This is a genomic window from Humibacter ginsengisoli (assembly GCF_054780095.1).
Map to the genome: position 1 here is coordinate 593,298 of NZ_BAAGWZ010000011.1, position 15,100 is coordinate 608,397.

The following is a 15,100-nucleotide window of genomic DNA, read 5'->3' on the forward strand; positions in this document are numbered from 1 at the left end:
CCCTGCCCGTGCAGAGGTGGTATCGCGTAGGGTGAATCCGTGGTAGCCGCCCGTCGAACGCCGGGGTCGCAGACTTCACTTCGTGAAGCCAATCGCGGCCGAATCGTCGACGCCGTCAAGAAGTACGGAGGGCTCAGCCAGATCGAGCTCGCGGGGCTCACCGGCCTCTCCCCCGCGACCGTCTCCAACATCGTCAAGGAGCTCAGCGGCGCCGGGGTGCTGAACACCGCACCTGGCACCCGCAGCGGTCGCCGCGCCCAGCACGTCACGCTGGCGCACGCGCTCGGACTCGTCGCCGGTGTGCACTTCTCCACACGGCACCTGCGCATCTCCATCTCGGATGTCGCCTACACGGTCGTGGCCGAGTCGCACATGCCGCTCGCCAAGGACCACCGCGCCGACAACGAGCTCGACCGCGTCATGCTGCTGCTGGCCGACATGCTCGAGTCCGCCGGAGCCGGCATGCTCGACCTGCTCGCGGTCGGCGTCGCGCTCCCGGCACCCGTCGACCGCCGCACCGGGCGCATCGCGCGGCGGGGCATCCTGCGCGGATGGGACGGCGTCGAGGTCTCCGACGTGCTGCAGCAACGCCTCAAGCGCCCGGTGTTCGTCGACACGGATGCCAACGCCGCCGCCCTCGGCGAACTGCGGCTGGGCGCCGCCCGCGGCAAAGACGACGTCGTGTTCATCGACGTAGGCGACCGCATCGGCGCCGGGCTCGTGCTCGGTGGACGCGTGTACTCCGGCCACGGCGGCATGGCGGGCGAGCTCGGGCACACCGTCATCCAGGAGGACGGCCCGGTGTGCGAGTGCGGCAACCGCGGATGCGTGCAGGCGATCGCCGGCGGAAGCGCGCTCATCCAGCGCCTCCAGTCGGCGGGCCGCGGCATCAAGCTGCAAGACGTGATCGTGCGCGCCATGTCGGGCGATGCGGATGCCGTCCGCGCGATCGCCGACGCCGGCACCGCCATCGGTATCGCCACCGCCAACCTGTGCAACCTTCTCGATCCGGAACGCATCGTCGTCGGCGGCGAGCTGGGTCGCTCGGGAGAGCTGTTGCTGGGCCCCATGCGGCGCGAGGTGGAGCGGGCCGTGCTGGCCGGCACGACGTTCGCACCCGAGATCGTGCAGGGCCAGCTCGGCCCCGGCGCAGCCGCCATGGGTGCCGTCGCGTTGGCGGTCGACCGCGTCTCCATTCAGCCCGAGGAAATCCAGTCCGACGAGTCGACACCGGTGGAGGACATCGCGGAATGAAGGCGCTCCGCGCGGGTTCGCTGCTCGCGGTCGCCGCCTGCGTGTTCGCCCTCGTCGGGTGTTCCAACGCGGTGGCGCCCGGCGATACCTCGCACGCCGCCATCGACCCGGCGCACGCCACGATCGGGCTGCTGCTGCCCGACTCCACGAACACCCGTTACGAATCGGCCGACCGGCCGGCGTTCGAGGCACGCATCCACGACAAGTGCCCGGGCTGCAGCGTCGCCTACCAGAACGCCTCCGCCGACGCAGCACGACAACAGCAGCAGGCCGAGTCGATGCTCGCCCAGGGGGTCGCGGTTCTGGTTCTGGATGCCGTCGACGGTGAGGCTGCGGCATCCATCGTCAACGAGGCGGTCGCCAAGGGCGTGCCGGTGATCGCCTACGACCGCATCATCGACAGCCCCGACCTGTCGTTCTTCGTCTCCGCCGACAACGAGCGGGTGGGAGTGCTCCAGGCGCAGGCACTCGTGGACCGCCTGCGCGAGCTGAACGTGCCCGCCGGGTCGGGCATCCTCATGGTCAACGGATCTCCGACCGACAACAACGCCCGCGCCTACAAAGAGGGCGCGCACTCGGTGATCGACTCGTCGGGCTACAAGGTGCTGGCCGAGTACGACACCCCGGACTGGGCCGGATCGGAGGCGCAGACCTGGGTCGCCGGGCAGATCACGCAGTTCGGCACCCGCATCACGGGTGTGTACGCGGCCAATGACGGCCTCGCTCAGGGTGCCATCGCCGCCCTGCAGGCGGCAGGCGTGCGCCCGGTTCCGCCGACGACGGGGCAGGACGCCGAAGTGGCCGCCGTGCAGCGCATCATCGCGGGAACCCAGTACATGACCGTGTACAAGCCGATCAGGCAGCAGGCGCAGATCGCCGCGGATGCCGCACTCACGATCGTGCGCGGCGGGCATCCGAGGGGCACGACCACCACGAAGGTCTCCGGCAAGCCGGTGCCGACCGTGACGCTCAAACCGGTCACCGTGACGCTGCAGAACGTGAAGAAGGTGGTGATCGACAGCGGGTTCCACACCGTCGCCGAGATCTGCACGCCCGCGTACGAGACCTACTGCAAGGAGCACGCCATCTCATGAGCGGGGGAGACGCTGGATTGAGCGCGGATGCCGCCCGGCTGGCGGGAGCGCTCGAACCCGTCGTCAGCATGCGCGGCATCAGCAAGTCGTTCGGGCACATCCAGGCGCTGCGCAATGTGGACCTCGACCTCTACGGCGGCGAGGTGGTCGCGCTCGTCGGCGACAACGGCGCGGGCAAGTCGACGCTCGTGAAGATCCTCGCCGGGGTGCACCCGCCGGATTCGGGCAGCATCGCCTACGAGGGCCGCACGGTCTCGATCCCGACGCCGGCGGCATCCCGCGAGCTGGGTATCGCGACCGTGTTCCAGGATCTCGCCCTGTGCGACAACCTCGACGTGGTCGCGAACCTGTTCCTCGGGCAGGAGCTCGGCAACGGGCCTCTTGATGAGGAGGCGATGGAGCAGCGTTCGTGGGAACTGCTGCGGCAGCTGTCTGCGCGCATCCCCTCGGTGCGGATGCCCGTGGCGACGCTGTCCGGAGGCCAGCGTCAGACCGTGGCGATCGCCCGCTCGCTGATCGGGGAGCCGACCGTCGTCATCCTCGACGAGCCGACCGCCGCACTCGGCGTCGCGCAGACGGCGGAAGTGCTCAACCTCATCGAGCTGCTGCGCGACCGCGGGCACTGCGTCGTGCTGATCAGCCACAACATGGCCGACGTTCAAGCGGTCGCGGACCGGGTGATCGTGCTGCGGCTCGGTCGGGTGAACGGGCGTTTCAGGGCACCCGATCTCAGCTACGAAGACATCATCGCGTCGATCACGGGCGTGCTGAACCTCGAGGAGGGAACCCCGGAAGACGATCCACGCGACCGTCTCCTCGACGGACCGTTCGGCGATGCTGGAGCAGGCGACGAGAGCGGCGACTCTCCGTTCCCCGGTGAGGGCGGCCGATGAACGCGATGGATCGCGCGGCAGTTCCGCGCAGGCCGGCACGCGGCCAGGCGGAGCCGGGGGCGGCCTACACGCTGCGCGACATGGCATCCGGGTTCCTCGGCCGGCTGCGCGACGGCGAGCTCGGCTCCCTCCCCGTCGTGCTCGGGCTCATCGTCATCGCCGTGCTGTTCCAGGCCCTCAACCCGCGGTTCCTGGCGCCCGGGAACCTGGTGAACCTCACGCTGCAGGCGACTCCGCTCGGCGTCATCGCGCTGGGAACGGTCATCGTGCTGCTGGTCGCGCAGATCGACCTCTCGGTCGGCTCGGTCAGCGGCCTTGCGAGCGCTGTGGTGGGCGTGTTCGCGATGCGGCTGGGCTGGCCGATGATCGTCGGCGTGCTGGCGGCGATCGCGGCAGGCGCGGCGATCGGCGCGTTCTACGGGTTCCTGCTCACCCGCTTCGGTGTGCCCAGCTTCCTGATCACGCTCGCCGGACTGCTCTCGTTCCTCGGGGTGCAGCTGGCGCTGCTCGGGCCGAGCGGATCCATCAACATCCCGTTCACCGACCCGCTCGTCCAGTTCGCGAACACGTGGTTCCTGCCGCCATGGGTGGCGTACATCATCGTGGGCGTCGCCGCATTGGCCGTGCTCGGCACGGGGCTGGCGCGCAGGCACAGACGGATGCTCGCACAGCTGCCGGCGGAGCATCCGTCGGTCACGATCGTGAAGGCGGCGTCGCTGCTGATCGCGCTCTGCATCGTGGTCTGGTACCTCTCGCTCGACCGCGGAACCGCGATCATGCCGGTGCTCTTCCTTCTGCTCGTCGTGGTCGTCTCGTATCTGCTGCGGCGCACGCGGTGGGGCCGATCGGTCTTCGCGGTCGGCGGGAACGTGGATGCCGCGCGCCGCGCCGGCCTGCCCGTCACCCGCACCCTGATCACGGCCTTCGTGATCTGCTCGGCGCTCGCGGCACTCGGCGGCGTGCTCTCCGCGGCACGCCTCGGCTCGGCGACCACGCTCACCGGGTCCGCCGACACGAACCTCAACGCCATCGCCGCAGCGATCATCGGCGGCACCAGCCTGTTCGGCGGCCGGGGCAGCGCATGGTCCGCCGTGCTCGGCGTGCTCGTCATCTCGGCCATCTCCAGCGGGCTCACCCTGCTCAACCTCGACGCCTCGGTGCGCTACATCATCACCGGGGCCGTGCTGCTGCTCGCCGTCATCGTGGATTCACTTTCCAGACGCTCGCGCGTGACTCACGGGCGTGCATAACCCGCGAATACCGTGCATTCACGGGCCGTGCGCGCTCGCCTAGACCTGATTGCGTTCAGCCGCGGACCTCGTCGCGTGCTCATTTTCGCGCTTGTGTTCAACACATGAACGCAGTTGTGTTAGCGTGGCGTTTCGTTGCCGCACCCGAGGCAACACGAAGCGGCCGGTACGGCCGCAGCACCACGGGACGAGGGCGTCGAACCCCCGCGTCAGGCAGTCAGAGCTGACGCACGGATGCCTCGCCCCGCACAGCGAGAGGATCATCCGTGGCAACCGCCCCCATTCTGGAAATGCGCGAGATCACGAAGCGCTTCCCCGGCGTGGTCGCACTCTCGGACGTGACGATGACCGTGGCGCGCGGCGAGATCCACGCGATCTGCGGCGAGAACGGCGCGGGCAAGTCGACGCTGATGAAGGTCTTGTCGGGCGTCTACCCGTACGGCACGTACGAGGGCCAGATCGTCTTCGAGGGCGACGAAGTTCGCTTCTCGAGCACGAAGCAGAGCGAGACCGCCGGAATCGCGATCATCCATCAGGAGCTCGCGCTCATTCCCGAGCTCTCGATCACCGAGAACCTGTTCCTCGGCAACGAGATCACCCGGTTCGGCCGCATCGACTGGGTCGCTTCGCAGAAGCGCGCCCGCGAGCTGCTCGACCTCGTCGGCCTTCGGGAAGACCCCGACACCCCCATCAAGACGCTCGGCGTCGGCAAGCAGCAGCTCGTGGAGATCGCGAAGGCGCTGCATAAAGACGTCAAGCTGCTCATCCTCGACGAGCCGACCGCGGCGCTCAACGAGGCCGAGTCGCAGCACCTGCTCGATCTCATCCTGGGCTTCAAGAAGTCGGGCATGACGTCGATCATGATCAGCCACAAGCTGAACGAGATCGAGCGCGTCGCCGACTCGATCACGATCATCCGCGACGGCAAGACCATCGAGACTCTGGATGTCGCAGCCGGTGGCGTGGACGAGGACCGCATCATCCGCGGAATGGTCGGGCGCTCGCTGGAGAGCCGATTCCCGGAGCGCACGCCGAACATCGGCGAGACGTTCTTCGAGGTGCGCGACTGGACTGTGCAGCACCCGGTCGACCCGGAACGCCTGGTGTGCAAGAACGAGAGCTTCTTCGTGCGCCGCGGCGAGATCGTCGGGTTCGCAGGCCTCATGGGCGCGGGGCGCACGGAACTGGCGATGAGCGTGTTCGGGCGCAGCTACGGAACGTACCTGAGCGGTGAGATCTACAAGGACGGCCAGCGCATCAAGGTCGCGAACGTGCATGAGGCGATCCAGCACGGCATGGGCTACGTGAGCGAGGACCGCAAGACGCTGGGGCTGAACCTGCTCGACACGATCAAGCGAGCCACGGTCTCGGCACGGTTGGACAAGATCTCGCGCGGAGGCGTCGTCGACGACCTGCTCGAGTACAAGGTCGCCGAGGAATACCGGCAGGCGCTGCGCACCAAGGCGACCTCGGTCGACGAGGGCGTGAGCAAGCTCTCCGGCGGCAACCAGCAGAAGGTCGTGCTGGCGAAATGGATGTTCACCGACCCCGACCTGCTCATCCTCGACGAGCCGACGAGAGGCATCGACGTCGGCGCCAAGTACGAGATCTACAACATCATCAACCAGTTGGCCGCGCAGGGTAAGGGGATCGTGCTGATCTCCTCCGAGCTGCCCGAGCTGCTCGGCATGTCCGACCGCATCTACACGATCTTCGAGGGCCAGATCACGAACGTGCTGCCGGCAGAAGAGGCCAACCCCGAATCCCTCATGGTCAGCATGACCTCCACCCGAAAGACCGGACAAGCAGCATGAGCAAGTTCTCCCAAGGCCTGCGCACCCTGACCGGGGGTCGCGGAATCAGCCAGTACAGCATGATCATCGCGCTGGTCGTGATCATCCTCGTCTTCGAGATCTGGACCGGCGGCTACACGCTCGACCCCACGAACGTGATCAACATGGTGCAGCAGTACTCGTACATCCTGATCCTCGCGATCGGGATGGTCATGCTCATCATCGCCGGCCACATCGACCTGTCGGTCGGTTCGGTCGCCGCGTTCGTCGGCGTCGTCGTCGCACAGTCGATGGCCGTCTGGCATCTGCCCGCAGGGGTCGCGATGCTTCTCGGCCTCGTCGTCGGAGCGCTCGTCGGTGCATGGCAGGGGTTCTGGGTCGCCTACGTGCGCGTGCCCGCATTCATCGTCACGCTCGCCGGTCAGCTGATCTTCCGCGGTGCGAACCAGGTGGTGGGCAACTCGACGGCTGTGCCGACGCCCGCGTCGTACAACTGGATCGGCAACGGATACCTGCCCGACTTCGGACCGGACTTCGGCTACAGCAATCCCACGCTCATCCTCGGCCTCATCGTGATCGTCGCGCTGATCTGGAAGGAGCTGCACGACCGCCGCAAGCGCGTCAAGATGGGCGCGCAGCTGCAGCCGGTGTGGGTGAGCGTGGTCAAGCTCGTCCTGCTCTGCGGTGTCACGATCTTCGCCACGTACCTGTTCGCCACCGGCCGCGTAGGCACGAGCTTCCCCATCGTCGGCATCATCGCCGGACTGCTCATCCTGCTCTACAGCTTCCTCACCTCGAGCACCGTGTTCGGCCGTCACATCTACGCGGTCGGCGGCAACCCCAGCGCAGCTGTGCTGTCCGGTGTGAAGTCCCGCCGGGTGAACTTCCTGCTGATGATGAACATGTCCATCCTGGCCGCGGTCGCCGGCATGGTGTTCATCGGCAACGCGCAGGCATCCGGTCCGTTCGACGGAACCGGATGGGAGCTGGATGCCATCGCCGCGGTCTTCGTCGGCGGCGCCGCGATCTTCGGTGGCGTGGGAACCGGCGCCGGCTCGATCATCGGTGCGTTCGTGATGGCGTTCCTCTCGAACGGTCTGTCGCTGCTCGGACTCGACAGCTCGTGGGTGTCGATCATCCGTGGTCTGGTGCTCATCGCCGCCGTCGCGTTCGACGTCTACAACAAGACGCAGGGCCGGCCGTCGATCGTCGGGCTGCTGCTGCGCGGCATCGGCATCGGCCGCAAGAAGCCGACCGCCACCGAGGAGGCGATCGACGCGCAGCCACAGGGCATCGACAAGCCCGCCGGTGAGCAGGTCGAGAAGGTCGACACCCTGTCGTAGGCCGCTGCGGTGCCCGTCGCAGGCATCCATTCACGTGCGCCGTCCAGAGGCAACGGACGGCTTTCGAAGAAGAGCGGCCCCACCGGCCGCCCTGCAATCCACAACAAGAAGGAACAACATGCGCAAGAAACTGCTCATCGGCCTCACGGCCGTGGCCCTTGCCGGTGTGGCGCTGACCGGATGCTCGTCCCGCGCCAGCTCCGACTCCGCCAGCTCCGAGGTGAAGAAGGGTGACACCATCGGCGTCGCCCTGCCCCAGAAGACGTCGCAGAACTGGGTGCTCGCGAAGGCGTCGTTCGAGAAGGCGCTGAAGGATGCCGGCTTCAAGTCCGACGTTCAGTACTCGGCGAGCGTCGCCGACCAGCAGAACGTCATCCAGTCCATGGTCACCAAGGGCGACAAGGTCATCGTGATCGCGGCGCAGGACGGCAGCCAGCTGGGCACGCAGGTCGCCCAGGCGAAGAAGGCCGGCGCGACGGTCATCGCGTGGGACCGCAACATCCTCAACACGAAGAACGTCGACTTCTACGCCGCCTTCAACAACTACAAGGTGGGTCAGCTGCAGGCTCAGGCGCTGCTGGACGGCATGAAGGCCAAGAAGCCGAACGGTCCGTACAACATCGAGATCTTCGCCGGCGCGAACACGGATGCCAACGCCAAGGTGTTCTACAACGGTGCGATGAGCGTGCTCAAGCCGCTGATCGACAAGGGCGACCTGAAGGTGCCGTCGGGGCAGACATCCTTCCAGCAGGTGCAGACGGACAACTGGGACCCGAAGAACTCCCAGACCCGCATGACCAACATCATCACGAAGACGTACTCGAGCGGCACCGAGCTCGACGGCGTTCTCTCCCCGAACGACACGCTCGGCCGCTCGATCATCACGGCCGTTCAGCAGGCCGGTCTTCCGGTGCCGATCGTGACCGGTCAGGACTCCGAGACCGCGTCGATCCCGCTGATCATGAAGGGCGTGCAGTACTCGACCATCTACAAGAACACCGACGAGGAGGCGAAGGCCGCGGTCGACCTGATCGACGACCTCGCCGCCGGCAAGAAGAAGCCGGCCGGTGTCGTGTACAACGACAAGGCGAACGCGTACAACGGCACGATCACCGTTCCGTACAAGCCGCTCACGCCGGTTCTCGTCACCAAGGAGAACGCCGTCAAGGCGTACGCCAACAACTCGACCCTCGAGCAGCTGGCCACCGCCAACCAGTAGGCTCGCGCGTCACCTCGGGGCCGTCCGCGTTCGCGCGGGCGGCCCCGTTTGCGTCGGCAGGTCGCTGCGCCTGTACGGTTCGGCTTCGTTCGCTTCGTGGCAGTGGCCATGCGGCAGAATCCGCTCCATGCGCATCACGCTCTCCATCGACGACGCGCTCCTCGAGGCGAACGCGAAGTGACCCTGGACCGCTACGTCGACGAAGCGTTGCGTGAACATCTCGCTGCGGCGACTAGCGCGGAGGTCGAGCTACCGGTGTTCGAGGGCGGCCATGTCCGCGCGGGCATCGACGCGTCATCCGATCGCGAACTCTACGACGCACTGGACGACATCGAACGCTCCTGACTGACCCCGTCGGTTTAGTCGATGGGGGTTTCGTAGTAGAGGTTCGTGAGTTGGGCGGAGTCGATCACTGCGGGGATGGCAACGGGGTCGGCGATGTATCCGTCCCATTGATCCACGCTGAGTGTCTGCGTCTCGGCGGAACCGACCGTGATCGGGCCGTTCGCTGACACCTCACCACTGACTGGTGCACGGGTTGCGACGGTTGACGAGCCTGTCAGCGTGCCACCGAGGACGAGCCGCACCTGCTGGTTCGCGGGGTCGTAGATACCAGTGACCAGCATCCATTTCCCGGCCGTGACCGGGTCGGACGCGCGGGCACACACCATCGTCGGGTTCGCGGTCTGCGCGTTCAAGCAGAACTGGAAGTGCCCGCTGTTGTCTTCCTGGAGATAGAACCCGGAACTCGCCGGGCCGGACTCCGCCAGGATCGTGTGCCACATCGGCGATGCAACGATCGCCGGCTTCACCCACGCGGACACCGTGAAACTCTTCGTCGTGTCGATCGCCTGCGCAGCCGTATGGATCGTGCCCGAAGTGAGGAACCAGCCCAACTGACCATCCGCCGGTTTGTTCCAGCCTTCACACGTCGGGCTGATAGTGGTCATGTGATCCGCGCCGAGTGTGCACCGGTAAATGTGCTCAGAGGTGACACCGAACGCGGTCGGCTGCGACGAGAACGAGTAACCGATCGGAGTCGCCGAGGCACCCGTGCCCTCACATCCGGAGTTCGAGGAGAGCATCGTCTGCCCATCCGGGAACGTACACAAATAGATCTCGATCGTGGACCCACCCCACGGTGAGACACCGCCGCTGGAGACCGGAAGGATCTGCCCGTCCTCACCCACCTCATGGTGGTAGCCAGGCATGATGTCACCCTCGGTGTTCGCCCCGTGATACGTGCCGTTGTACTGCCGGGTCACCAGCACGAGACCGGAGAGCGAAAGCACATCCGATGCGCTCACCGCCGTCGGCACCGTATCCGTCCTCGTCGGATCTATGCCATTACCAACAGCCAGATCAGCTTCGCTGGCCAATCCGCTTCCCGCGGCGGTGTTATCGTCCGTCAGAGTCGTCGGTAAAGCTCCCGCAGCATACGACTGCAAATGCCAGCCATGCGCCCCGGCTTCTGATGCGCCCGCCGCGTCCAGCTCGACTCCCACAGGTGCAGACATGTTCCCCGCAGCATCGATCGCGGTCGCCCATACCGTGCTCGTCACATCCACCGGCGCCACCGACGCCGTGGCCGTCCCGCCCGAGCCCGGACACACGAACACCGCGCCACCCTGCACCGCACCGCAAGCCGGCAACACCAAAGTCGTCTGACCGCCCGGAACCGGCGGTGTGCTCGAGGCCGTCCCCGGCCTCACCCACACCTCGAACTCCGCCGCGTCACCCACCGCACCACCCGGAGTGACCGCCACACTCGCCGCCGTACCCACCGTAAGACCCTTGATAGGCCCCGCCGGCAACACCGGCACCACCGGCGCCACGTCATCAACCGTGAAGTAACACCACGGACTGAACCCAGGTGAGAGGTCGATCTCATCGCCCGACTGAGTTCGCCACGCATAGGTCTTTCCGTTGCTCAAGGTGCCCGCAGGAACAGTGGCCGCGGCGTTGCCCTGCGCCTGATCAGGGACACCACCACGCCATACCTGCGCCAGGGTTGAACCATCCGCGACGTAGAAAGCGGTGTTCACTAACTGGCCGGCATCCGGATCGGTCACGTAGACCTGCAGGGTGATCGGCTCGTTGCCGTTCACCGCCGTCGGTGACGTTGACGACTCACACCCGCGCGGCGGCGACGTCATCACCGGGTTCGTCGGCGTGTTCGGAGGCGTGTTGTACGTGACGATCAGGGCCGCGGACTGCGAATAGTGCCGACGCGAATAGTTGCTGTTCGGGTTGTCGTACGTCCAACCGAACTGAATATTCGGATCCGCATACTCCGCGTACAACGCAACCCCCGGAGTCACATTCCAGCCCACCGCACCTGCGCCCTGACCAGGGCAACCCGCGGTTGGGTTCTGGTCATCCTCGGCACCCCACCACTGCCCGGACCAGGACTGCTCCTGATTCCAGGTGAACCCCACCGGTTGCGGGCCGTTGTTCCCATAAAGGTGAACGCTGATCGGTGACAGCGAGCAGGTGCCGGCCCAGACCTGGGTGGTGTCTACTACCGCGCTCAGGATGTGCTTGTAGGCGACGGCGCCCATCGGGAACTGCCAGAACATGTCCGACCGGTAAGGGTCGTACACGCCCACGGCCTGGATCCCGTCGGCATAGTTGCCGTTCAGATACGACTGGTTCGGATACGCGGCGTCGGTGAACCAGTACGCGTTCGCCCCCGTCGACCAGTCCGGGTCCACGAACACCGGGTACATCGGCTTCGCCGCCGCGATCGTGGAGGCGATGTTCATCGTCACACCGTGCGCATCAGTCGAATGCTGCAAGGGGCGCACCGGCGCGTCCCCGTGTGGGCCCTTCGCGCTAGACCCATCCGAGGAGTCCCACCACAACGGAGACGCCGACACCACCGCGGAACCATCCGCCGCACGTGCCTTCGCGGTGTCCGCCGTCCCAGCCGCCATCGTCGCCCCCGAAACCGGGAGGCTCAGTGATTGCAGCTTCGGGTTCGACGCCGCCGTAGCCGAGTCGATCACGAGCACATCCGACATGCCCGACGCCGTAGCCGTCAGACGAACATCAACACCAGGCAGCACGTCGGCATAGGTCGCAGTGGAGCCCGACACCGACGGTGTCGGCAGGTTCCCGTACGGCCACGTCTCGGTGACCCAGTCCCCGCCAGCAGTCTGCACCTTGTCGAGCACGTTCGAACCGCCGGAACCGAAGCGCACCTGCGCCGCCGACGCCGTCGGCGCCCACAGGCCATCGCTCAGCCGCGTCAACGCGGTGTCGATCTTGCCCCACGCACCGTTTCGCTTCACCCGCACCGGAACCGAATCCGCCTCGTACTGGAACGACCCGTTCGGCAACGCGGAGATCTGCGATGTCGGCGTCGTCTCCGAATCCACCACCACCACGTGATTGTGCGCACGAGCGATCGCCGACGCATCCGCCTCCGAACCCGCCGACGACGCATCCGCAACCACGCCCGCGGCCAGACCCGGATGAGTCGACGCAGAACCCACCGCGTATGCGGCGATCGGCACAAGCCCCGTCCCTACGCTGAGCGCCACAACCGAACCGGCGACCACTGTTCGCTTACTGAAAGACATCCCTGCCGCACCTCTCCCATCGCAAACAAGATGGGCTGGCGCCGACGCTAGAGCATGAACCCGTCCAGGGGACATAGCACTCGGGGTGCCAATATCCGCAGCGTTTACGCCCCAGTCAACCAACCTGGACCGTGCGGGTTCGATGCCGGTTCCTTCTGGGTTGCAAGAACGGCGCCATGCCGAACGAGGTTGATCCCACGCTCCAGGTACGAGCTGGCAGATTCGTTCTCACGCACAGGACCGAGACGCTTGACGGCCGAGGGCGCTCGCAACCTTCGCCCGTTAGGAGGACGATCGTGCGGAAACGCTGCGCTGATGGGTTGCGCAGGCCGAGATGGACGCGGGCGACCGCGACGGGCAGACCGGTGAAGAACGCGCCGAAAGCGGCGACGCCCTTCTTCGCGGGAGAGCAGATCGCTGCACGTACCTGTGTGGGCTTGGCTGCCCGACCGTCACCGACGCGATGATGCTCGACGCGGTCCGCGACGCAGCTGACGACAACGTCCTCCCCACGGCGGCACTCGCCAGCGAATGAACCCGGAGGGTCTCCACAAGTGGAAGACCGACGTCCGCGCTCATCGACCGCACCGCGATTCCTTACGGAAGATCCAACCAACCAATTCTATGTTTGACCGTCCGAATATCGCGCCACGCTGTCCAGCCAGAGACCGGTACTCCAAATTGAGGAAACAACATGGCCCGCTCTAATACGCAGACGGCATTCAAGTCGAGCCACCCAAGAAATGCGCCCAGAGTGATCCCTCGGAACCACACAATCACAGCTAGCCACGTCAGGGCTCCCACAGGAACGATCACCCATAGAGCGATGGCTCTCGCGAGGACAATTGCGATACTAGGGCCGGTCCCCAATCGTGTCATTCTAGAGTCCACCTAAGAAGTTCACGACATCTCGACCGTCCGGAAGCAAACCGGCGACGATCCCGCTTGCCGAATTCAATTGGCGTTTCTTCGACGGCAAGCTAAGCCGGGCTTGAAGCGTATGCAGAAGAGAGCTGTGAAATAACCCGGGCTCGATATACACCCCCGGACGGCACAATGGGAATGTATGGGTTGCAAATTCGGAAGGGAATTGCAAGTTCCCGCCCATCGATCGAGACCACAACTGCGACACCACTATGAGATCGTTCAGACTGCTCGTCCGCGTCCGCGAGCCTAATAACGTCAGACCAAGCGATCTTGTATGCGGGACTCTTCGAACGCCTACCTGCTATGTTCCAAACCCGAATGCCGGATTCGTCAAATCCGATCACAATATAGGTTCGTATTATTGTACTCTGGTTTGAAGCGATGGCCGCTCTTATCATCTCCGGACTTCGAAGAGAAAGAAACAATTGGCCCGCGTCTCGTGCCCGTACTCGTCGATAACCGCGTGACGCTATGTATATCTGCGTTGCCGCAATGCCACCATAAAGAAGAACGAAACCGGCACCGAGAAACAGTACGTAATCCAAAGCGAGCGCGGAATTTTCGCCAGCCTTGATCATCCAAAACCGCACGACGATAAGCGCAATCCAAGCCAGAACCAATAGAACGATTGTTCCAATCGCTACGCGGCGATATTTGAGTCGAGCGCTCAACAACGCAGGTGACTCCGGATGCGGTGTCTCTACGGAGCGAACCGGCATCTTCGTGTCAATACTGCTGGATCTGGTGCCTTCTCCGGCCAGGTCGTCTGATCCTAATTTGGACGTATTCTTAATGTATCGATATTCGCCTGCGAACGCTTTTATTGTTGTGTATCCTCGTGCGAACTCTCTAGAGCGCAGGACGGCGCCCCCTATGCGACAGAACCCGTAAAAGAAGAATCCCACGAGGCAAAGTAGCCACGACCAACCCGCAAGAGGACTCTGTAACCAGCTGAGGAGAAATCCCAAAGCACCAAATCCAAGAAACGCAATGATCGAATATGGCGCCATTCGCAGTGCCGTCACTGCTTTCATATTCCCCCGCCGCACATCATGACCTTCTTTTCGACGCACTTACTGCGCTACACGGTCATGATATGCCTGCCCACCCGCAACTGCGGTCCCAAACCATCCCCAGTCGACACCGACGGCGCTAGCGACCAGATGACCAACCTTGGCTGCCGTTAGTGCGGAGTCAATCCCTTCGTCAACGCCCCCCAACCCGAAGATGCCACCGACGCTGCCGATCCCGACGCCGACGACGTCGCTCGCGCATGATACTGCGGCGTCGAGCACGCCACAGTCGACGACGCCGGCCGCGCCGGTCAGACCCACAGACACCCAGCCCAATGAATCCCCGAGCTCTGGCCCCGCCGGATTTCCGAGCAACGTTGAAGCGTCTAGTGCAAGGCTTGCCGTTCCGGCGAGCGCAGCTGCGGCTGATAACGCGGCGCTCAGAAGATCGAGATTGTCGGTGCTCCATGTATCGAGCCATGGAACATGAATACCGAACATCCCCGAATGGAGATTGTCACCCCCGTCAGCGGAATTTGTTCCATTCCCTCCAGACTGCGGCCCTGGCGAGGTCGGCGAGAGCAACGATTGTTTCGGCGGCGATACGTGGGTGATCAGTGGTGCGCCGCTGTCCCCGGAGTCGCCGCCGTTGGTTCGCGTTGTCGCGCGTCAGACTTTGTGGCAGGGCTGTTAGTTGAGTCCTGAACGGAGAGTCCGATATGGGAAGACC

General features: G+C 65.1%; 11 protein-coding genes. 9 read left to right on the forward strand and 2 right to left on the reverse strand.

Annotated features, from left to right (window positions below; genetic code table 11):
- Window positions 1-39 precede the first annotated feature (39 nt).
- From ACYVI5_RS16985 to ACYVI5_RS17020, 8 genes are all read left to right on the forward strand, one after another.
- Window positions 40-1,254: an ROK family transcriptional regulator gene (locus tag ACYVI5_RS16985; RefSeq protein ID WP_460581270.1), complete on the forward strand. Its 1,215-nt coding sequence runs from the start codon at window positions 40-42 to the stop codon at window positions 1,252-1,254.
- A complete protein-coding gene (locus ACYVI5_RS16990) occupies window positions 1,251-2,348 on the forward strand; it encodes a type 1 periplasmic-binding domain-containing protein (RefSeq protein ID WP_460581271.1) in 1,098 nt (365 codons plus the stop codon). The genes ACYVI5_RS16985 and ACYVI5_RS16990 overlap by 4 nt, the downstream gene beginning before the upstream one ends.
- Complete coding sequence (locus ACYVI5_RS16995) at window positions 2,345-3,241, forward strand: sugar ABC transporter ATP-binding protein (RefSeq protein ID WP_460581272.1); 897 nt, start codon at window positions 2,345-2,347, stop codon at window positions 3,239-3,241. Before ACYVI5_RS16990 ends, ACYVI5_RS16995 begins: the two co-directional genes overlap by 4 nt.
- A 5-nt stretch (window positions 3,242-3,246) precedes the next feature.
- Window positions 3,247-4,491, forward strand: a complete 1,245-nt coding sequence (locus ACYVI5_RS17000) for a sugar ABC transporter permease (RefSeq protein ID WP_460581273.1) — start codon at window positions 3,247-3,249, stop codon at window positions 4,489-4,491.
- 290 nt (window positions 4,492-4,781) lie between these two features.
- Window positions 4,782-6,305 carry a multiple monosaccharide ABC transporter ATP-binding protein gene (mmsA, locus tag ACYVI5_RS17005; protein ID WP_460581293.1) on the forward strand — a complete coding sequence of 508 codons (1,524 nt, stop codon included), beginning with the start codon at window positions 4,782-4,784 and terminating at the stop codon, window positions 6,303-6,305.
- On the forward strand, window positions 6,302-7,627 hold the full coding sequence (mmsB, locus tag ACYVI5_RS17010; protein WP_460581274.1) for a multiple monosaccharide ABC transporter permease: 1,326 nt from the start codon (window positions 6,302-6,304) through the stop codon (window positions 7,625-7,627). Before mmsA ends, mmsB begins: the two co-directional genes overlap by 4 nt.
- Before the next feature lie 118 nt (window positions 7,628-7,745).
- On the forward strand, window positions 7,746-8,846 hold the full coding sequence (locus ACYVI5_RS17015; RefSeq protein WP_460581275.1) for a substrate-binding domain-containing protein: 1,101 nt from the start codon (window positions 7,746-7,748) through the stop codon (window positions 8,844-8,846).
- Window positions 8,847-9,023: 177 nt separating this feature from the next.
- The gene (locus tag ACYVI5_RS17020; protein ID WP_460581276.1) at window positions 9,024-9,191 is read left to right on the forward strand and encodes a hypothetical protein; all 168 of its coding nucleotides are present in this window, start codon (window positions 9,024-9,026) and stop codon (window positions 9,189-9,191) included.
- Window positions 9,192-9,205: 14 nt separating this feature from the next.
- On the opposite strand, the gene ACYVI5_RS17025 is transcribed toward ACYVI5_RS17020, so the two are convergent.
- Entirely contained in the window at window positions 9,206-12,430 is a 3,225-nt protein-coding gene (locus ACYVI5_RS17025; protein ID WP_460581277.1) for a LamG-like jellyroll fold domain-containing protein, read from the reverse strand.
- Between the two features lie 334 nt (window positions 12,431-12,764).
- Between ACYVI5_RS17025 and ACYVI5_RS17030 the strand changes: the two genes are divergently transcribed.
- Entirely contained in the window at window positions 12,765-12,965 is a 201-nt protein-coding gene (locus ACYVI5_RS17030; protein WP_460581278.1) for a hypothetical protein, read from the forward strand.
- 1,465 nt (window positions 12,966-14,430) lie between these two features.
- Here the strand turns inward: ACYVI5_RS17030 and ACYVI5_RS17035 are convergent.
- Window positions 14,431-14,871 carry a hypothetical protein gene (locus ACYVI5_RS17035; protein ID WP_460581279.1) on the reverse strand — a complete coding sequence of 147 codons (441 nt, stop codon included), beginning with the start codon at window positions 14,869-14,871 and terminating at the stop codon, window positions 14,431-14,433.
- Between the last annotated feature and the right edge of the window lie 229 nt (window positions 14,872-15,100).

Coding starts and splice junctions, on each gene's coding strand:
- ACYVI5_RS17015 (WP_460581275.1), top strand. CDS start 7,746: ATGCGCAAGAAACTGCTCATCGGCCTCACGGCCGTGGCCCTTGCCGGT.
- ACYVI5_RS16990 (WP_460581271.1), top strand. CDS start 1,251: ATGAAGGCGCTCCGCGCGGGTTCGCTGCTCGCGGTCGCCGCCTGCGTG.
- ACYVI5_RS17025 (WP_460581277.1), bottom strand. CDS start 12,430: ATGTCTTTCAGTAAGCGAACAGTGGTCGCCGGTTCGGTTGTGGCGCTC.
- ACYVI5_RS17035 (WP_460581279.1), bottom strand. CDS start 14,871: ATGTTCGGTATTCATGTTCCATGGCTCGATACATGGAGCACCGACAAT.
- mmsB (WP_460581274.1), top strand. CDS start 6,302: ATGAGCAAGTTCTCCCAAGGCCTGCGCACCCTGACCGGGGGTCGCGGA.
- ACYVI5_RS17000 (WP_460581273.1), top strand. CDS start 3,247: ATGGATCGCGCGGCAGTTCCGCGCAGGCCGGCACGCGGCCAGGCGGAG.
- ACYVI5_RS16995 (WP_460581272.1), top strand. CDS start 2,345: ATGAGCGGGGGAGACGCTGGATTGAGCGCGGATGCCGCCCGGCTGGCG.
- ACYVI5_RS17030 (WP_460581278.1), top strand. CDS start 12,765: ATGGACGCGGGCGACCGCGACGGGCAGACCGGTGAAGAACGCGCCGAA.
- mmsA (WP_460581293.1), top strand. CDS start 4,782: ATGCGCGAGATCACGAAGCGCTTCCCCGGCGTGGTCGCACTCTCGGAC.